Source organism: Terrabacter sp. Ter38 (assembly GCF_024519435.1).
Lineage (GTDB): Bacteria > Actinomycetota > Actinomycetes > Actinomycetales > Dermatophilaceae > Terrabacter.
The window spans coordinates 266134-284656 of record NZ_JALJRZ010000004.1; the positions used below are offsets into that span (position 1 = coordinate 266134).

Genomic DNA, 18523 nt, shown 5'->3' on the forward strand with positions numbered 1-18523 from the left:
GAACCGTCGCGACGCCGCCACCCGAAGGAGCCGTATGCCGTCCCGCCCCGCGCGCCCCCGCCTCGAGGACGTCGCCTCCCGGGCCGGCGTCAGCACCGCCTCGGCGTCCCTCGTCCTGCGTGGACGCCCGGGTCCGGGTGCCGCGACGCGCGAGGCCGTCCTCGACGCCGCCCGAGAGCTCGGCTACCGGGCCGACCGCACCGCGAGCCTCCTCGCCCGGCGGCGCACCCAGCTCCTCGGCGTGACGATGGACGTCAGCAGCACCTTCCACGCCGAGCTGCTCGAGGACCTCCAGGCGGCCGCCGACGAGCGCGGCTACGACATCGTCGTCAGCCCGCAGACCCGCACCCGCGACGAGCGCCGCGCCATCGAGTCGCTCCTCGACTTCCGCTGCGAGGCCTTGCTCCTGCTCGGTCCCCGGTTGCCCGACGCCGAGCTCGCGGCCCTCGCGGAGGAGCAGCACGTCGTGGCCGTGGGCCGCCGGGCCCGGGCGACCGGGGTCGACGTCGTGCGCGCGGCCGACGACGCCGGCGTCGGCCTCGCCGTCGAGCACCTCGTCGGGCTCGGCCACCGCGACATCGCCTTCGTCGACGGGCCGCGCGGTCCGATCGCCACGCTGCGCCGGCAGGGCTACCGCCGCGCCATGAAGCGCCTGGGTCTCGCTGACGAGATGCTGGTCGTCGACGGCGGGGGAGACGAGGAGTCCGGCGCCAGCGCCGCCGCAGCCCTCCCCCTCGCCCTCCCCCCTGAACCGTCGAGAGGCCACGCCGCGCCGCTCTCCGGCCCTCGAAAGGCCACCTCTGGCCGATCGCGTATGCCGTCCGCCGTCGTCGCGTTCAACGACCGGGCCGCGCTCGGCCTCCTCGACCGCCTGCGGCGCAACGGTGTCGACGTCCCCGGGGACGTCTCGGTCGTCGGCTACGACGACAGCTTCATCGCCCGGCTCGCGACCGTCGACCTCACCAGCGTCAGCCAGATCCCCGAGGCGATGGCGACCGCCGCGGTCGAGGCAGCGACGCAGCGCCTCGACGAGGGGCGCACCGAGCCCATCGAGCTCGTCCTCGAGCCGCAGCTCGTGGTCCGCGGCACGACGGCCCCGCGCGGTGACAGGACGACCCGGGGCGGCGGCATACGCGAGCCGTGAGGACCCGCGCGTCGGTGCAGCGGACTACCGTCGGGGCATGGCCGACAAGCTGACTCGACAGGCGGCGTCCGACGCCCTCCCCACGTGGCGCTTCCTGCTCCAGCGGTTGCACCTCACGGTGCGGGCGCACGACGTCGCGACGGCCTTCGACTTCGTCGCGCGGGTCGGCGCCGCGGCGGCACCCTTGGGCCGGCAGCCCGACCTCGACGTGCGCGGTGCCGTCGTGCACCTGGCCGTGTCGACCGAGCCGGCCGGCGGTGTCAGCGACGCCGACATCGCGGTCGGCCGGGCCGTCGACGCCGTGGTCGACGAGATGGGGCTGACGTCGCAACCAGGCACCCTCACGGTCGTCGAGATCGCCATCGACGCCATCGACATCGACGCGGTCCGCCCCTTCTGGGACGCCGTCCTCGGCTGGGACGTCATCGCCCCCAACGACGTCCAGGACCCGCTCCGGCTGGGGCCGGCCGTGTGGTTCCAGCAGATGGACGAGCCACGGCCGCAGCGCAACCGGATCCACCTCGACGTCACCGTCGCCCACGACGAGGCGCCCGGACGCATCGAGCGGGCCTTGGCCGCCGGGGGCCACCTCGTCTCCGACGACCGGGCGCCGGCCTTCTGGATCCTCGCCGACCCCGAGGGCAACGAGGCGTGCGTTTGCACGTGGCAAGGCCGTGACCCCGTTCCGGGCTGACGCTCCTCAGTTCTCGAGCGCGGCCGACACCAGACGCGCGAAGCGGCCCGGGTCGTCCACCCAGGGGAAGTGGCCGGCACCGGGCTGCACGACGGAGCGGCCGTCGACGAAGAGCGCGGCGAGCTCCGCGCCGACCTCCGGGCCCGGCATGAGGTCGAGCTCGCCGACGATGACGCGCACCGGGGCGGTCACTGACCTGAGTGCCGCCCGCGTCGTGGCCGTGTCGACGGCTTCGGCGCGGAAGGCCAGGGTGCCCCCGCGGTTGCGCTGGGCCTCGTCCGTCACGGCGTGCCGCCGTGCGGCCTCGGTCCACGGCCCGTAGAGGAAGGGCGACATCGCCTGCCGCGTCGCCGGGGAGTCGTCGTCGGAGTCGAGGGCGACCCTGGCCGCCGCGAACCACGGCTCGCCGGAGCGCAGCGCGACGCGCTCCTCCCAGTCGTCGTCGCTGATGTCGAGGCCCACCGCCGAGGTGCCGGGGGTGACGAGCACGAGGCGACCGACGCGTGCAGGGTGGCGTGCGGCATGCAGCAGGCACACGGATGCCCCGGCGGAATGGCCGAGGAGGTCGACGCGCTCGAGCCCGAGGTGGCCGCGGAGCGCGTCGAGGTCGTCGGCGAGCCGCGACGGGCCGTATGCCGTCGGGTCGGCCGGCTCCGGGGAGGCGCCGGTGCCGCGCGGGTCCGGGACGACGAGCGTGCGCCCGGCCACTCGCGCGAGTCCGCCGAGGTCCCCGAGGTACGCCGCGTCACGGGCGGGGCCGCCAGGCCAGACGACGAGCGGGTCTCCGGTGCCCTCGGTGCGGTAGGCGAGCTCGGTGCCGTCGTCGGACAGGTAGGTCGGCATGGGTCCACCCTGCCAGTCCGGACGGCTCAGACGGAGGCCGCGGCCGTCGCGTCGGCTGCCGCCCGCACGACGAGCCCGGCGATCTCCTCCGGGTGCGTGAAGAGGTTGTTGTGCGAGCCGCCGAGCAGTGACGTGCGCACGCTCGGCGCGCTGAGGGCGGACGAGGCGAGCTGGTCGAGCCATGCGACCGGCACGAAGGCGTCGTGCACCCCAGCGGTCACCGTCACGGGCACGGGAAGGTGCGCGATGCGCTCCTCGGGGACGTCGTGGATCCCCGACCGGAGCATCGCGATGATGCCGGCACGACCTCGGTAGACCTCCGTGGGGTCGATCTCGTCGAGGCCGTCGTCGCGGTAGGCGAAGGGGGTAGCCAGGGCCAGTCGGTGCAGGCGGCGTTGCTCCGGGGCGAAGGTCGTCCCGGCGAGCACGAGCGAGAAGTCGCGACGGCGGGCACCGAGGGCGAGGGCGGCGGTCAGCGCGGCCTGCCCGCCCGTCGAGTGACCGAGCACGACGACCGGGCGTCCGGCGGCCTGGGCCTCGATCCACCGTGCCGCAGTCAGGCCTGTTGCGTGGATCGAGGGGCTCGTCGGCCGCGGCAGGTCGGAGCCGAAGCCGGGCAGGTCGAGCACCGTGCAAGCCAGGCCGCGGGCGACGACGGCCCGCGCGGTCGGGATCGTGTAGAACGGCAGACCGAGACCGGGCAGGACGACGACGAGCGGCGTCGTGCGGGGCGCGTCCCCGCCGAGGGCCAACGACCGCACGACCCGGCCCGGGAGGCTCGTGAACTGCATGCGCACATCCGGCCCGACGTCGCGGCCGAGCCCAGCACGCGGTTTCACGAGCGCGCACCGCGGCGCGTGGCCGGAGCCGTGCTGGCACGCACGACCAGCTCGGGCTCGATGACCACCGGGGCGGCCGGTGTCGTGCCGATGTTCTGGTCCGGGGACCCGCTGTCGAGCCGGTCGGCGAGGGTGCGCACGACCTCGGCCCCGAGCCGCTCGGCGTCCTGGCGCACCGTCGTCAGGGCCACGTGCGGGTAGCCAGCCTCGGTGATGTCGTCGAAGCCGACGACGGACACGTCGCCGGGCACGTGGAGCCCGGCCTGCCGCACCACGTCGACGAAGCCGATCGCGCAGCGGTCGTTGAAGGCGGCGACAGCCGTGGGGCGTTCGCGCGGGCCGATTCCGAGGAAGGCGCGGGCCGCCTCTGCACCCTCGAGCTCGCTGACACCGCCGGGCAGGACCATCTCGGTCAGGGGCGGTGAGCGGCGCATCGCCGTGCGGTAGCCGCGTCGCCGCTCGGCCGCCCCCGCGGTGCGACCGCCGTCGAGGAAGGCGATCCGGCGGTGGCCGAGGCCACGGAGGTGCTCGACCGAGAGGCGCAGCCCGGCGGCGTCGTCGGTCCGCACGACGCCGACCTCACCGCCGGGAACGGGCCGTAGGACGCTGACGACCGGAAGGCGTGCGGCGAGTCGCTCGAGCTGGGCCGTCTCCTGGCTGCTGCCGAGCAGGATGATGCCCTCGCACCGCTCGGCGAGGAGGGTCTCGACCGCGGCCGCCTCCGAGCGTGACGGCGTGACGCCACTCAGGACGAGCTCGTAGGCCGCCGCGTCGGCGTGCGTGTAGAGGCTCTCCAGCAGGTCGCCGTGGAAGGCGTGGCCGACGCTGAACGTCACGCCGAGCGTGCGGGTGCGGCTGCTGCCGAGGCGGCTGGCGCGGGTGTCCGGGCGGTAGTCGAGCTCGCGTGCGGCGGCGAGGACGCGCTCGCGGGTCGCCTCGGACGCGCCGGCGACACCGCGGAAGACGATCGAGACGAGGGCGCGCGAGACGCCCGCACGTGCGGCGACGTGCTCCATCGTCACTCTCTCGCTGCCCACGCCGCGACTCTAGAGCGCTCCATGAATGTCGGCCAGCCCTTGACCGGCGTGGCGGTGGGGCGCTTCAATGAGTCACGAACTAGAGCGCTCTAGTCATCATCTGCGAAGGAGCAGCCCATGACGCGCATCGACCCGGTCCGGATCGGTCTCATCGGAGCCGGCCGCATCGGCACCCACCACGCCACGACGCTGGCTCGGAGGCTCGGGGAGGCCGAGCTCGTCGCCGTCGCCGACCCCCGGGCGGCCGCGGCCGAGCGGCTCGGCGAGGAGCTCGGCGTCGACTGGCTCACCGACCCGCAGGTCCTCCTCGACGACCCACGGGTCGAGGCCGTCGCCATCACGTGCGCCAGCACGGCGCACGCCGATCTCGTCGTCGCTGCCGCCAAGGCCGGCAAGGCGGTCTTCGTCGAGAAGCCGATGGCGATGACCCTTGCCGACGCCGACCGCGCCGTCTCCGCGGCCCGAGCTGCCGGCATACCCCTGCAGGTGGGCTTCAACCGGCGCTTCGCCCGCGACTTCGCCGCCGCCCACGACACCGTCGCCGCGGGGGGCATCGGGACGCCGCAGCTGCTCCGCTCGGTCACCCGCGACCCCGGGCTCGCCGACCCGGCCGGTGTGCCGCCGTGGACGATCTTCACCCAGACGCTCATCCACGACTTCGACGCGCTCAACTGGTTCAACGCCGGTGCGACAGCCGTCGAGGTCTCCGTCATGGCCGACGCCCTCGTCGCGCCCGACTTCAAGGACGCCGGCCTGCTCGACACCGCCGTCGTGACCATCCGCTACGACAACGGCGCGATCGCCGTCGCGGAGGCGAGCTTCTCGGCCGCCTACGGCTACGACGTGCGGGCCGAGGTCTTCGGCTCGGCCGGCATGGTCACCGTCGGCAGCCCAGCCCACCTCAGCACGGCGCACTGGAGCGCGGCCGGGGTCGCCGCCCCGACGGCCCGCGCCGACACGGACCTCTTCACCGACGCGTATGCCGCCGAGCTCGCGGCCTTCTGCGCCGCGGTTCGTGCCGGTGGGCCCACGCAGGTCGGTGGTGAGGACGCCCGTGCCGCGCTGCGGATCGCGCTCGCCTGCATCGAGGCCGTCGAGACGGGCGGCACGGTGACGATCCGCGACGCCGACCGCGTGGCGACCGGAGCGGGTGCCTGATGGCGAGCCCGTTCACGCTCGCGGTGAGCGCCGAGATGGTCTACCTCGGCCTGCCCTTCGCCGAGCGGGTGCGCCGCATCCACGCGCTCGGCTTCCAGGTCGAGATCTGGGACTGGACGCGTCACGACGTCGACGAGCTCGTCGCCCTGCGCGACGAGGGCGTCGTCTACTCGTCGATGACCGGCTACGCCCGCGGCCGGCTCGGCGACGCGGAGGGGGCGGACGAGCTGCTCGCGACCGCCGCCGAGTCGGTGCCGGTGGCGCAGCGGCTCGGCATCCCGAGGCTCAACCTCCACGGCACGGGCCTCGACGACCGGGGACTGCCCGTGCGGCCCGAGCCCGTCGCGACCGGGCCGATGTGGCTGACCGCCGAGCGCACCCTCGGGCGCATCGCCGCGCTGGGAGAGCGCGAGGGTGTGACGTTCGTGCTCGAGAACCTCAACACCGCCGTCGACCATCCCGGCGTGCCCTTCGCGACCGCCGCCGACTGCCTCGCCCTCGTCGAGGCCGTCGACAGCCCGCACCTCACGCTGATGCTCGACCTCTACCACGCCCAGATCGGCGAGGGAAACCTCATCGAGCTCTGCCGCCGGGCCCTGCCGCACATCGGCGAGATCCAGGTGGCCGACGTGCCCGGCCGTCGCGAGCCCGGCACCGGCGAGATCGCCTTTCCAGCCATCGCGCGCGCCCTGGTCGAGATGGGCTACACGGGCCCCGTCGGTCTCGAGGGCTTCGCGTCGGGCGACGACGAGCAAGCGCTGCAACGCTTCCGCGACGCCTTCACCCCCTGACGTCGGCTCGAACCCGCGGGGGCGCCGGCTCGTTCGAGGTGATCCCGACACCGACGTGCGTCGCAGGATCACCTCGAACCGCGATGGGGGCATGTCAGCCGCGGGAGCTGACCCAGTCGGGGAGGATGCCGCTGCCGAGCGCGGCCGCCCGGAGCGGCGCGGTCAGCTCGGCGACCCGGCGCGTGCCCTCGAGCCCCAGGTGCACCCAGCCCTCGAGGGCCATCCGGTCCGTCTCGCGCTCGAGGTCCTTGCGGAAGGCGAGCCCTCCCTCCGTGAGCCCGTCGCCGTCGACGAGTCCCCGGTCGGTGAGCCGCTCGACGCCGGCCGCCCACTCGTCGTCCGACCAGCCGCGGCTCGACCTCATGAAGCCGGTGTTGCCGGAGAAGAGGCCGCCGATGACGATCGACTCGACGGGGTCGAGCCCGGCGCGGAGCAGGGCTGCCACGTGACCGTCCCCACGGTGCTCGCGGACGAGGGTCGCGGCGTGCCAGAGCGCGAGGCGGGGCTCGTCGGGCCACGCGAGCCCTGCGTGGGCGGCATACAACGGACGGCCGGGGGCCGTGAGGCCCGCGCAGACGGTGCGGCCGAGGTCGAGCAGCTCCGTGACGTCGGTGTCCCCGACGACGCGGTCGAGCACGACGGTCATGCCGTCCCGACGGGCCCGCTGCACCTGCTCGGGGCTCGCCACCGCCCACGACGCGGGCAGCGCCTTGGCGTGCAGCCACGGTGCGAAGACGTAGAACGTCGCGGTCGGGACCTCCGGCCCGACCGCCCCGAAGGCGGCCGACCGCGCGGCGAAGTAGCTGAGGCGAGGGTGCAGGCCGAGGGCGACATAGGCGTCGCGCACCTCGTCGGCGAAGTAGCCGAGCACGTGGAGCGTCTCGAGACCTCCCCAGGCCTGTCGAGAGGCGCGGATCAGATCGAGGTCGTCGTCGGCGTCGCGGCTCATGATGAGCACCCTAAGGCGCGAACCCCGGCGAGCCTCAGCGGACGACGAGCGCGAGCGCCGAGACGATGGTCGCGGCGAGCACGAGCTGGTCGAAGCGGGTCTGGCTGAGACGCCGTGCCGTGTGCAGCCCCACCCAGGTGCCGACGAGCACGAGCGGGGCGAGCAGGGCTGTGCGCCAGAGGGTCTCGGTGCTGAAGAGACCGAGCCCGATGCTGAAGGGAAGCTTGCACAGGTTGACGCCGAAGAAGAAGAGCGCGCCCGTGCCGAGGAAGCGGCGCTTCTCGACGCCCTGCGCGACGAGGTAGAGGGTCATGACGGGGCCGGCAGCGTTCGCCGTCATCGTGGCGAAGCCCGCGGCTGCCCCCGTGCCGAGCGCGGCAGCGCGTGAGGAGCCGACCCGGGCCGTGTCGGGGGCGCGCCACGTGAGGACGAGCTGGAGGGCCGCGAGGACGAGGAGGAGGCCGCCGATGGCGCGGCGCAGCGTCGCGTCGTCGACCCACGAGAGGAAGAGGGCTCCGAGGGCGAGTCCGGGTAGCACGGCGGGGATGAGCCGCTTCAGCAGACCGAGGTCGGCGTCGCGGCGGTAGTGCCACACGGCGACGACGTCACCGATGAGCAGCAGCAGCAGGATCGCCGCCGTCGACTCCTTCGTCGGCAGCACGAAGGCGAAGATCGCGATGGAGATGCTTGCGACTCCGCCGATGGCGGTCTTGGCGAAGCCGATGAGCAGCGCGGCGACGCCGAGCAGTGCCAGCGACGTGACGGTCATGGAATCGGAGCGTAGGCCCCGTCAGACCCCGAGCGAGGCGCCGAGCTTGCCGAGCAGGCGCGCGAGGGTGGCGCGCTCTGACGCGGTGAGTGGCTCGAGCAGGCGCGCCTCGTTGGCGAAGTGCTCGGGCGCCGCGCGATCGATGAGCTCACGCCCCTTCTCGGTGAGCACGACGATGCGGCTGCGGCGGTCGCCGCCAGCGACGCGGCGCTCGACGAGGCCGGCGCCCTCGAGGCGGTCGAGCCTCTTGGACACGGCGCCCGACGTCACCATCGTCTGGTCCATGAGCTCGGTCGGGGTCAGCTCGTGCGGCTCGCCGGTGCGACGGAGGGTCGCGAGCACGTCGAAGTCGCCCTCGCCGAGACCGTGTGCGTTGTAGACCTTGACGAGCTCGGTCGTCAGGGCCAGGGCGACGCGGTGCAGCCGGCCGATGACGAGCACGGGGGTGACGTCGAGCTCAGGGCGCACGACCGCCCACTGGTCGACGACGTGCTGTGCGTGGTCCTCGCGTCGCTCCATGGGTGGAATATATCTTCCCCGGAAGGTAGTTTGCCTTCCATGGAAGATAATCGGAGGAGCTGGACGAACGTCGCGCTGACGGCGCTCCCCGCCGCCATCTGGGGATCGACGTATGCCGTCACGCAGCAGTGGCTCCCCCCTGGCCGTCCGCTGTTCGCCGCCACCGTGCGGGCCCTGCCCGTCGGCCTGCTCATGCTCCTGTGGCTCCGGCGCCTGCCTCGGGGCGACTGGTGGTGGCGCTCGCTCGTCCTCGGCTCGCTCAACATCGGGCTCTTCTACGCGCTCCTCTTCGTCGCGGCCTACCGCCTCCCGAGCGGCCTCGGGGCCACGCTCGTCGCGACCGCTCCCATGGTGACGATGGGTGTCTCGTGGTTGCTCCTTGACCAGCGACCTGCCCGGGTCTCGGGGGCGGCCGGCCTGGTCGGCCTCGTCGGGGTGGCGCTGCTCGTGCTCCAGAACGGACTCGACAAGCCACTCGACCCGGTCGGTCTCGGAGCCGGGCTCCTCGCCGTCGTGCTGTCGTCGTGCGGCTTCGTCCTCACGAGGAAGTGGGCGCCCACCGTCGACGTCGTCACGATGACGTCGTGGCAGCTCGTCGCGGGTGGGCTCGTGCTGCTGCCGATCGGGCTCGTCGTCGAGGGGGCACCGCCGGCCCTCGACCTGCCGGCTGCGGGGGCGCTCGCCTACCTCGGTCTCCTCGGCAGCGGCGTCGCCTACGTCCTGTGGTTCCGGGGGTTGGCGATCCTCGGCCCGACCTCCGCCTCGATCATCGGCCTCGTGAACCCGGTGGTCGGCGTCCTGCTCGGCGTCGCGCTCCTCGGCGAGCCCTTCGGTCCGGTGCACCTCGTCGCCATGGTCCTCGTCATCGGCAGCGTCCTCGCCGCGCAGGAGCCGGTCCGGGCCCGATTCTCCCGTCGCGCCCGGTCGGCCGGCGAGCGCGCGTCGACCCGGCGGCATACGCCCGCTCTTCCCAGCGGGGCCCCGGCGGGTAAGGCTGTGGCATGGCCACCGACACCGACCACACCTTCGACGTCATCGTCATCGGGCTCGGACCGGGCGGTGAGCACGTCGCCGGGAGCCTCGCGGAGCGCGGCCTGCGCGTGCTCGGCGTCGACCGCAGACTCGTGGGCGGCGAGTGCCCCTACTGGGGCTGCATCCCCTCGAAGATGATGATCCGCGCCGCCGATGCTCTCGCCCAGGCCCGCCGTGTCGACGGGCTGGCCGGATCGGTCGGCGACGTCACGCCGGACTGGTCGGTCGTCGCCACGCGCATCCGCGAGGAGGCCACCGACACCTGGGACGACAGGGTCGCCGTCGAGCGCCTGACCGGCAAGGGCGCGACCTTCGTGCGCGGCACGGCCCGGATCGCGGGCCCGGGACGCGTCGACGTCGACGGCACCGCCTACTCGGCGACCACGGGCATCGTCGTCAACACCGGCACGACGGCGGCGATCCCACCCGTCGACGGCCTCGCGGACACGCCCTACTGGACCAACCACGACATCGTCGAAGCCACCGAGCTGCCCGGGTCGGTCGTCGTCCTGGGCGGTGGTGCCATCGGCTGCGAGCTGAGCCAGGTCATGGCCCGGTTCGGCGTCGACGTGACGGTCGTCGAGGCCGCCGACCGCATCCTCGCGCTCGAGGAGCCGGAGGCCTCCGAGCACCTCAAGAGTGCTCTCGAGGCGGACGGCATCACGGTGCGGGAGGGGGTCGGTGCCGAGAAGGTCACCCACGACGGCTCGACGTTCACGGTCACGCTGGGCGACGGCTCGACGCTGGCAGCTGAGAAGCTCCTCGTCGCCACCGGCCGCCGCGCCGACCCCGCCGCCGTCGGTCTCGACACGGTCGGCGTCGCCAGGGACTCGCGCACCGCGCCCGTGGACGACCGCTGCCGCGTCGCCGATGGCGTCTGGGCCGTCGGCGACATCACCGGCAAGGGCGCCTTCACCCACGTCTCGATGTACCAGGCCGGTGTCGTCATCCGTGACGTCCTCGGCGACGACGGCCCCCCGGCGGAGTATGCCGCCCTCCCGCGCGTCACGTTCACCGATCCCGAGGTCGGCGCCGTCGGGATGACGGAGGCGCAGGCTCGCGAGAAGCTCGCGAACGTCCAGGTGGGCGTGACTCCGCTGGGCGAGACGACGCGCGGCTGGATCGCCAAGGCGGACGGCCTGATCAAGGTCGTCGCGGACGCCGACCGCGGTGTCCTAGTCGGTGCCACGACGATGGGCCCGGCTGGGGGAGAGGTGCTCGGGGCGCTCGCCGTGGCCGTGCACGGCGAGGTCCCGATCGAGCGGCTCCGCTCGATGATCTACGCCTACCCGACGCTCCACCGCGGCATCGAGGACGCGCTCGGCCGCCTCGCCTGAGGCCCCGCGTCGCCGACGTCAGCGGGTCGCGTCTGCGTCACTGCTCCGTGTGGTGGAGCAGTGACGCAGGCGACATTCGGGTGACGGGGCTGTGACGGTTGCGCGGCGCTCCGGCGACGAGCGTCCGGGCCTGCATGGGCGGCTCGAGCCGGACGATACGGTGAGCGCATGGCACAGCGACTGCTCGCCCTCGACCTCGACGGCACGACTCTCAACCACATGGGCGAGCTCTCCGACCGCGTCCGTGACGCCGTCCAGGCGCTGCCCGACGACGTCGCCGTCGTCATCGCGACGGGCCGTTCGATCATCGCGACGACGCCGATCCTCGAGGCGCTCGGCCTGCGCCAGGGATACGCCATCTGCTCCAACGGCGCACTGACGCTCAGGATCGACCCCTCTGCGGCAGAGGGCTACTCGATCATCGACATGGTGACCTTCGACCCGCGGGCGGTGCTCGAGAAGATGCGCGTCGCCCTCCCCGACGCGCTCATCGCCGTCGAGGAGCCGGGCGTCGGCTTCAAGGTGAGCAAGCACTTCCCCGACGGTGAGCTCATGGGTGAGTCGCGCGAGGTCGACTGGGACGAGCTCATCGCGCACCCCGTCACCCGCGTCACCCTGCGCCAGCCCGAGGCCACGGCCGAGGAGTTCATGGAGCTGGTCGAGCGCGCCGGTCTGCACGGGGTGTCGTATGCCGTCGGCTGGTCAGCGTGGCTGGACATCAACCCCGAGGGCGTGTCCAAGGCGAGTGCGCTCGAGCTCGTCCGTCGCCAGCTGCACGTCGAGCCGATCCACACCGTCGCGTGCGGCGACCAGCGCAACGACCTCGAGATGCTCCACTGGGCTGCGTGGGGCGTCGCCATGGGCAACGCCCCCGACCAGGTCAAGGCCGTCGCCGACGAGGTGACCGGCCACGTCGACGACGACGGCCTCGTCCCCGTGCTCGAGGCCGTCGGGCAGGCCGCGCGGGCAGGCGTCCCCTTCCGCGACGGCGTCGAGTCGGCCGCGACCGCGCGGCTCGAGCTCTAGACCCGGTAGGCCACCGAGACGTCGCCGAAGGACTCTCGGGTGTCGTGTCGAGAACGGTCCGCCCCGTTCGACGTAGAGGTGAGCACGGTCCGACGACCGTGCACCGACTGCAGGAGGAGACCGCCATGCGTTTCATGATCATCGTCCACAGCACCCCCGAGACCGAGCAGGGCACGACCGGCACGGAGCAGCAGTTCGCCGACATGCAGGCCTACAACGAGGAGATGCTCAAGGCCGGCGTCTTCGTCGACGGGCAGGGGTTGCACCCGACCGCCAAGGGTGCGCGCGTCACGTACGAGGACGGCGACTGGGTGGTCACCGACGGGCCGTTCGCCGAGGCCAAGGAGCTCGTCGCCGGCTTCACGATCATCGACGTCAGCTCCCGCGAGGAGGCGCTCGAGTGGATCCGGAAGTGGCCGGTGTCGTGCGCGCCCGACCCCGGTCAGGCGCTCGAGCTGCGCCAGGTGTTCGCCGCTGAGGACTTCGGCGACGCCTTCACACCCGAGATGCGCGAGCGCGATGAGCAGATGCGCGCCGAGGCCGCGCGCAACGCCGCCCGGGGCTGAACGACACCGGTCCGTGCCAGAGTGTCGGGGTGTCATCGACCGCCGACCAGACCCACGAGACCACCGCGTCACAGGCCACCCGCGCATCGCACGACGACGTCCAGCGCACGCTCGAGGCCGTGTGGCGCATGGAGGCCGCCAAGGTGACGGCCGTCGTCGCCCGCGTCGTCGGGGACGTCGGTCTCGCCGAGGACCTCGCGCAGGACGCGTTCGTGCAGGCGCTCGAGCAGTGGCCCCGCGACGGCATCCCGACGAAGCCGGGTGCCTGGCTGACGGCGACCGCGAGGCGGCGCGCCATCGACCGCATCCGGCGCGACGTCAACCTCGCGAGCAAGCTGCAGCAGGTGGGACACGTGGAGGAGCTGCGCGTGGCCGAGCTGGCCGAGGGCGACTTCGACGCCGCGCTCGAGGACATCGACGACGACGTCCTCGGCCTGGTCTTTGCCGCGTGCCATCCCGCCCTGACCGCTCAGGCGCGAATCTCCCTGACGCTGAGGATGATCGGTGGGCTGACGACGCGTGAGATCGCCCGTGCCTTCCTCACCACCGAGCCGACCATCGCCCAGCGCATCTCGCGGGCCAAGAAGACCCTGAGCCAGGACGGCGTCACCATCGAGGTGCCGTCGGGCGCCGAGCTGGCACCACGGCTCGCGTCGGTCCTCGAGGTCGTCTACCTCATCTTCAACGAGGGGTATGCCGCCACGTCAGGTCGCGACTGGGTGCGCGGCGACCTCATGGAGGAGGCCATCCGGCTCGGGCGCGTCCTCGCGGCCCTGGCGCCCGGAGAGCCCGAGGTGCACGGCCTGCTCGCCCTCATGGAGATCCAGGCCTCGCGCACCCGGGCCCGCATCGGTCACGACGGCGAGCCGGTCCTGCTCCTGGACCAGGACCGCACGAAGTGGGACTGGGCCCTGATCCGCCATGCACTCGCCGCTCTCGATCGGGCCGTGTCGCTCGTCGACGCTGCCCGGGGGCCCGCCGGTCCCTATGTGCTGCAGGCCGCCATCGCCGCCTGCCACGCCCGCGCCCGCACGCCCGAGGCCACCGACTGGCCGCGCATCGTCGCGCTCTACGCGCAGCTGGGAGCGAGTCGCCCGTCGCCCGTCATCGACCTCAACCGTGCGGTGGCCCTGTCCTACGCCGACGGGCCGGCCGCCGCACTCGAGGTCGTCGACGGACTCGTGGCGTCAGGCGCGCTCGCCGACTACCACCTGCTGCCGAGCGTCCGTGGCGACCTGCTCGCCCGCCTCGGCCGCGACGAGGAGGCCCGCGCCGAGTTCGCCCGCGCTGCCGGCATGACGCAGAACGACGCCGAGAGGGCGCTCCTCCTGCGCCGGGCGGCCCGCGAGGACTGAACGCCACAGACACGAAACGGCCGACGAGGTCGATGTATCAGGACTACCGTCGAGACACCCTGCACTGACAACGGCTGTCGATCGGGTGGAGGTCTGCCATGGCCGTGGTGCACCAGAGCTGTGTCGGCTACGGCGCCGAGCCCTTCGCGTCGCTCGTCTCCGACTATCCCGGCGACGACGTCTACCCGTCGGACGACTTCCGCACCGAGTGGGGGCCTGTCTTCCACCGTGGCCGGCTCGACGGCAGCGCCCGCGTGCTCGTCCTCGGTCAGGATCCGGCGACCCACGAAGCGATCTCGCGCCGCATCCTCGTCGGTGAGGCCGGGCAGCGCGTCCAGGGGCTGCTGGCCAAGGTCGGCGTCCACACGGCATACGCCATGGTCAACGTCTACCTCTACAGCGTGTTCGGGCAGGCCGCCGGGAGCCGCCACGCCAAGGACCCCGCCATCGCGGCCTACCGGAACCGCTGGCTCGACGCCCTTCTCGTCGGCACGGACGTCACCGCCGTCGTCGCGCTCGGCGACCTCGCGGCCACGGCGTACGCCGCATGGGCGCGGACCCAGCCCGACACCGCTGGATCGTTGCACCTCGCAGCGATCCGGCACCCCACGTACGCCGAGGGATTCGCACGTGCCTCCGGCAAGCCGCTCGCCGAGACGACAGCCGCTCAGATCGCCAACTGGAACGAACACCTCGCCGACCTCGCGGCGCACGTCACCCCCGAGGGGCCTACCGACCTGACCCCGTATGCCGCCACGTGGGGTCCCACGGACCTCGCGCCCATCCCGGAGGTCGACCTCCCGCCCGGTGCGCCCGCGTGGTGGCGCGACGTGGACGCGTGGGCGAGCCGCACCGGCGACGACAAGCAGACGAAGCGCGCGACGATCACCGTCGTCGTCCCGAAGGGAGCCCGCACATGGCCAGCTCTGTGACCCGACCGGCGCGACCCAGCGCCGGCACGACGTCCGCCAACGAGCACTGGGAGCCGGGCGGGTCCGGCGCAGGCCCGGGGCCGTTCGCCAAGGCCTACGCCCGCGGCATCACCGAGGAGCTGCCCGAGCCGACGCGCCGCTCCCGGGCGCTGCCGCCGGCACCCTTCGCGCTGCACGGCGCCGTCATCACCCCCGACGGGGCGTGGTCGAGCGGCTACGTCACGGTCGCGGGCGGGCTCATCGACCGAGTCTCCAAGCGCAAGCCGACCGACGTCGCCGTGCTCGAGACCGACGGCGTCATCCTGCCCGGCCTGCTCGACCTGCACGGTCACCCGGAGTTCAACGTCTTCGCCGCGTGGGAGCCGCCGAAGCTCTACGACAACCGCTACGCGTGGCGGCGGTCCAAGCCCTACCAGGCTCTCGTCCGCGACCCGCAGAACCTCCTGCTCACGCAGGTGCCGCCCAAGACACAGACCCGCTACGCCGAGGTGCGCGCGCTCGTCGGCGGCGTCACGGGCATCCAGGGCGCGTCGGGTGCGAGCAGCGCGTCGTCCGAGCCGCTCGTGCGCAACCTCGACCAGTGGGCCTTCGGTGCACACCGCGCGCGCTCGATGATCGACCTGCCCTCGGGGTCGTTCGGGCTGCCGAGCTTCGAGGCCGTCATGGCGCGGATCGCGGCCGGAGACGTCAACGCCTTCTACCTGCACCTGTGCGAGGGGAGGCGTGGGGATGCTGTGAGCGCCAAGGAGTTCCAGCGTTTCCTGACGCTCGGCGGGGCGACGTCGGCGACGAACATCATCCACGGCAGCACCCTGACCGCCGACGACCTGCACACCGTCGCGGAGCTCGGCTGCCGGCTCGTGTGGTCGCCGCAGTCCAACCTGCGCCTCTACGGCGAGACGACCCTCGCGGGCGAGGCGATCGCGGCCGGGATGCCGGTCGCCCTCGGGGCCGACTGGCTGCCCTCGGGCTCCACGAGCCTGCTCGCCGAGATGAAGGTCGCCCGCCGCGAGCTCGCTCGGCAGGGACACTCGATCGCAGCCGCCGACCTCGTGGCCATGGTCACCTCCGTCGCTGCGCGGCTGGCCGGGCTCGACGACCACCTCGGCTCCGTCGCGCAGGGCCGCCCCGCCGACCTCGTCGTGCTGGAACGGCACCACCCGGACCCCTACGAGAACGTGTGCCTCGCGGACCCGTCGTGGGTCGACCTCGTCTGCATCGGGGGCGACGTCACGTACGGCCGCGCCGACTGGTTCGGGCAGCTGTCCGGTGCCGCGACCGGCACGACGATCGAGGACCTCACCGCGTGGGGCAAGCCGATGCGGCTCGACACCGGCTTCCAGGGTGGCAGCGACGTGCCGTCCCTCTCGGCGGTCCGCACGGCCCTCACCGGCGCCTACGCCGCGGTGGGCCCGGTCTTCGCCTGACGGCACACGCCCCTGGCGTGCGGTGGGCGCGTCCATCGCTCGTGGCGCACACCGTGGAGCCAGCCACCCGCCGCGTCCGGTGTGTGGCTGACTCCGACCGGCTGCGCCTGCGCTCTGGCCCAGCGGCCGCCGCCCGAACACGATCCGAACACGACCCGGACCGAGGCTTCACCTGGGTGCGCGAACGTAGGGGCCATGAACACCGACACCCGCCGGGCGACCGGCCTCAAGCGCTCCTCCACCGCCCTCGGTGCGGCGGTCCTCGTCCTCGGCAGCCTCGCGCTCGGCGCCTGCTCGAAGACCGACTCGACCGGCCCCGCAGCCAGCGCCGTGGGTGCCACGGCCGTGCAGGACGCGGCCGCGACGGACGGCGACACCATCGACCTCGTCTCGGCAGCCGTAGCCACCCCGGCCCTCGACGACTCGAGCCAGGGGGCGGCCGCCGTGAAGGGTGACCGCAAGGGTCTGCGCGCCCGGATGCTCCGGGCGCTGCACGGCACGTGGGTCACCGAGGCCACGTCCGGTCCGGTCACCCACCAGGCGATCCGCGGCGACGTCACCGCCGTCTCGAAGGGCTCGATCACGGTCAAGGCCAAGGACGGCTTCTCGCAGACCTTCGCCATCGCAGCCGACACCAAGGTTCGCGTCCGCTCCAACGGCAAGGGCGTCGACTCGACCATCGGGGCCGTCACGGTCGGGGCCAAGGCGCTCGTCACCGGCATCGGCGCGACGAACCCGACGGCCCGTCTCGTCGTCTTCAAGGTCACGACGTCCCAGCCCGGCGGCTCTCCCTCCCCGAGCGCGACGAGCTGAGACGCGGCACCCCGTCCGGGGACGGGCCGGACGGGGTGCGCAGTCGATGTAGGCGTCCCGGCCGCCCCACGGGACGCCTCCCTCGTGGCCGTCGGCACGGCATACGACCGCGTATGCCGTGTGGCCGGCCGGCCCACGTCCGGTCAGGCGTGCGGCACGGACGACGCCTCGTCCTCGGGCTCGTCGGCCTGCTCGGCCGACCGCGTGTTGGCCGCCAGGCTCGTCACGGTGACGACCGCGAGGATGCCGATGATGACACCGAGCGAGAGCAGCGTCGGGATCTCGGGAACGGCCGGCCACACGCCGTGCGCCCAGTGCAGGACGAGCTTGACGCCGATGAAGGCGAGGATGAGCGACAGGCCGTGGCCGAGGTGCACGAGCTTGGCCAGGGCGCCCTCGAGGACGAAGTAGAGCGCGCGCAGGCCGAGCAGCGCGAAGGCGTTCGTCGCGAAGACGAGGTAGGGGTCGCCGGTGATGCCGTAGACGGCCGGCACCGAGTCGATGGCGAAGACGATGTCGGTGCCGAGGATGGCGACGGCGACGAGGGCGAGCGGCGTCAGGGCGCGCCGGCCGCCTTGGCGGACAACGAGACTGGTGCCCGCGTAGGTGTCGGTGACGGGGTGGAATCGGCGGATCAGCCTGACGCTGCGCAGCTGGTCGACGTCGATGCTGTGGTCGGTGGGCGAGAGGGCGTCGCGGCCGACCTTGACCGCCGTGGCGAGCAGGATCGCGCCGAAGAGCAAGAAGGTCCAGGCGAAGCTCGCGATCATCTGCGCGCCGAGCGCGATGAAGATGCCACGGAGGACGAGGGCGCCCCCGACGCCGATGAGCAGCACCCGCTGGCGCAGCTCGCGCGGCACGGCGAAGGCCGAGAGCAGGATGATGAAGACGAAGAGGTTGTCGACCGAGAGCGACTTCTCGACGAGGTAGCCGGCGTAGTACTCGACGCTCTGCTGGGAGCCGTACCGCCACCAGAGCCAGCCGCCGAAGACGACGGGGATCGCGATGTAGAACGCCGACCAGCCGATCGCCTCGCGCATGCTCGGGTCGTGCGGGCGGCGGGTGACGAGGAAGTCGATCGCGAAGAGGGCGGCGACCCCGGCGATCGTCGCGATCCACAGTGTGGGCGTGCCGATCGACTCGAGCGAGCCAGCGGGCGGCGCCGGGGTGGCGGCGGATAGGGCAGTGAGCATGAGTCTCCTCAGACCGTGATGTCTGAGGTCTCCTTCACCGACTGCCGTCGGCCGCGGACCGGGGTGGTCGTCGGACCACCGTACTGACCGGAGCGCGCG

General features: G+C 73.0%; 18 protein-coding genes and 1 pseudogene. 12 read left to right on the plus strand and 7 right to left on the minus strand.

The window, feature by feature from the left end; all coding sequences use genetic code 11:
• Positions 1-34 precede the first annotated feature (34 nt).
• Entirely contained in the window at positions 35-1144 is a 1110-nt protein-coding gene (locus tag NR112_RS11055) for a LacI family DNA-binding transcriptional regulator (RefSeq protein ID WP_256794314.1), read from the plus strand.
• 37 nt (positions 1145-1181) lie between these two features.
• Entirely contained in the window at positions 1182-1838 is a 657-nt protein-coding gene (locus NR112_RS11060; RefSeq protein WP_256794316.1) for a VOC family protein, read from the plus strand.
• Between the two features lie 6 nt (positions 1839-1844).
• On the opposite strand, the gene NR112_RS11065 is transcribed toward NR112_RS11060, so the two are convergent.
• Genes NR112_RS11065 through NR112_RS11075 form a run of 3 tightly spaced genes read right to left on the minus strand, consistent with a single transcriptional unit; the run spans position 1845 to position 4557 of the window.
• A complete protein-coding gene (locus NR112_RS11065) occupies positions 1845-2681 on the minus strand; it encodes an alpha/beta fold hydrolase (protein ID WP_256794318.1) in 837 nt (278 codons plus the stop codon).
• A 26-nt stretch (positions 2682-2707) separates the two neighbouring features.
• The gene (locus NR112_RS11070) at positions 2708-3472 is read right to left on the minus strand and encodes an alpha/beta fold hydrolase (RefSeq protein WP_256794320.1); all 765 of its coding nucleotides are present in this window, start codon (positions 3470-3472) and stop codon (positions 2708-2710) included.
• A 44-nt stretch (positions 3473-3516) separates the two neighbouring features.
• Positions 3517-4557, minus strand: a complete 1041-nt coding sequence (locus NR112_RS11075; RefSeq protein ID WP_256794322.1) for a LacI family DNA-binding transcriptional regulator — start codon at positions 4555-4557, stop codon at positions 3517-3519.
• Positions 4558-4674: 117 nt separating this feature from the next.
• Here NR112_RS11075 and NR112_RS11080 point away from each other — a divergent pair, with 117 nt between their 5' ends.
• Both NR112_RS11080 and NR112_RS11085 read left to right on the plus strand, forming a co-directional pair.
• Complete coding sequence (locus NR112_RS11080; RefSeq protein WP_256794325.1) at positions 4675-5715, plus strand: Gfo/Idh/MocA family oxidoreductase; 1041 nt, start codon at positions 4675-4677, stop codon at positions 5713-5715.
• Positions 5715-6506, plus strand: a complete 792-nt coding sequence (locus NR112_RS11085; RefSeq protein WP_256794327.1) for a TIM barrel protein — start codon at positions 5715-5717, stop codon at positions 6504-6506. The genes NR112_RS11080 and NR112_RS11085 overlap by 1 nt, the downstream gene beginning before the upstream one ends.
• A 94-nt stretch (positions 6507-6600) precedes the next feature.
• Here the strand turns inward: NR112_RS11085 and NR112_RS11090 are convergent, their stop codons facing one another.
• Genes NR112_RS11090 through NR112_RS11100 form a run of 3 tightly spaced genes read right to left on the minus strand, consistent with a single transcriptional unit; the run spans position 6601 to position 8743 of the window.
• Complete coding sequence (locus NR112_RS11090; protein WP_256794329.1) at positions 6601-7455, minus strand: hypothetical protein; 855 nt, start codon at positions 7453-7455, stop codon at positions 6601-6603.
• A 34-nt stretch (positions 7456-7489) separates the two neighbouring features.
• Positions 7490-8224 (minus strand): sulfite exporter TauE/SafE family protein, encoded by a 735-nt coding sequence (locus NR112_RS11095; protein WP_256794331.1) that lies wholly within the window; start codon positions 8222-8224, stop codon positions 7490-7492.
• A gap of 21 nt (positions 8225-8245) precedes the next feature.
• On the minus strand, positions 8246-8743 hold the full coding sequence (locus tag NR112_RS11100; protein WP_256794333.1) for a MarR family winged helix-turn-helix transcriptional regulator: 498 nt from the start codon (positions 8741-8743) through the stop codon (positions 8246-8248).
• A gap of 39 nt (positions 8744-8782) precedes the next feature.
• Between NR112_RS11100 and NR112_RS11105 the strand changes: the two are divergent.
• The 8 genes and pseudogenes from NR112_RS11105 to NR112_RS11140 form a co-directional block, all read left to right on the plus strand.
• Positions 8783-9610, plus strand: a pseudogene (locus NR112_RS11105) (DMT family transporter); the annotation flags it as partial.
• A gap of 134 nt (positions 9611-9744) precedes the next feature.
• Positions 9745-11112 (plus strand): NAD(P)/FAD-dependent oxidoreductase, encoded by a 1368-nt coding sequence (locus NR112_RS11110; RefSeq protein WP_256794335.1) that lies wholly within the window; start codon positions 9745-9747, stop codon positions 11110-11112.
• Between the two features lie 168 nt (positions 11113-11280).
• Positions 11281-12138, plus strand: a complete 858-nt coding sequence (locus tag NR112_RS11115; protein WP_256794337.1) for an HAD family hydrolase — start codon at positions 11281-11283, stop codon at positions 12136-12138.
• A gap of 125 nt (positions 12139-12263) precedes the next feature.
• Complete coding sequence (locus NR112_RS11120; RefSeq protein ID WP_256794339.1) at positions 12264-12704, plus strand: YciI family protein; 441 nt, start codon at positions 12264-12266, stop codon at positions 12702-12704.
• A 29-nt stretch (positions 12705-12733) separates the two neighbouring features.
• Positions 12734-14059: a sigma-70 family RNA polymerase sigma factor gene (locus tag NR112_RS11125; protein ID WP_256794340.1), complete on the plus strand. Its 1326-nt coding sequence runs from the start codon at positions 12734-12736 to the stop codon at positions 14057-14059.
• 98 nt (positions 14060-14157) lie between these two features.
• Positions 14158-14991, plus strand: coding sequence for a uracil-DNA glycosylase family protein (locus NR112_RS11130; RefSeq protein ID WP_256794342.1), 834 nt, complete (start codon positions 14158-14160; stop codon positions 14989-14991).
• Positions 14976-16418 carry an amidohydrolase family protein gene (locus NR112_RS11135; protein ID WP_256794344.1) on the plus strand — a complete coding sequence of 481 codons (1443 nt, stop codon included), beginning with the start codon at positions 14976-14978 and terminating at the stop codon, positions 16416-16418. Before NR112_RS11130 ends, NR112_RS11135 begins: the two co-directional genes overlap by 16 nt.
• A gap of 195 nt (positions 16419-16613) precedes the next feature.
• Positions 16614-17231: a hypothetical protein gene (locus NR112_RS11140; protein ID WP_256794345.1), complete on the plus strand. Its 618-nt coding sequence runs from the start codon at positions 16614-16616 to the stop codon at positions 17229-17231.
• 143 nt (positions 17232-17374) lie between these two features.
• On the opposite strand, the gene NR112_RS11145 is transcribed toward NR112_RS11140, so the two are convergent.
• Positions 17375-18424, minus strand: coding sequence for a TerC family protein (locus tag NR112_RS11145; protein ID WP_256794347.1), 1050 nt, complete (start codon positions 18422-18424; stop codon positions 17375-17377).
• Positions 18425-18523 lie beyond the last annotated feature (99 nt).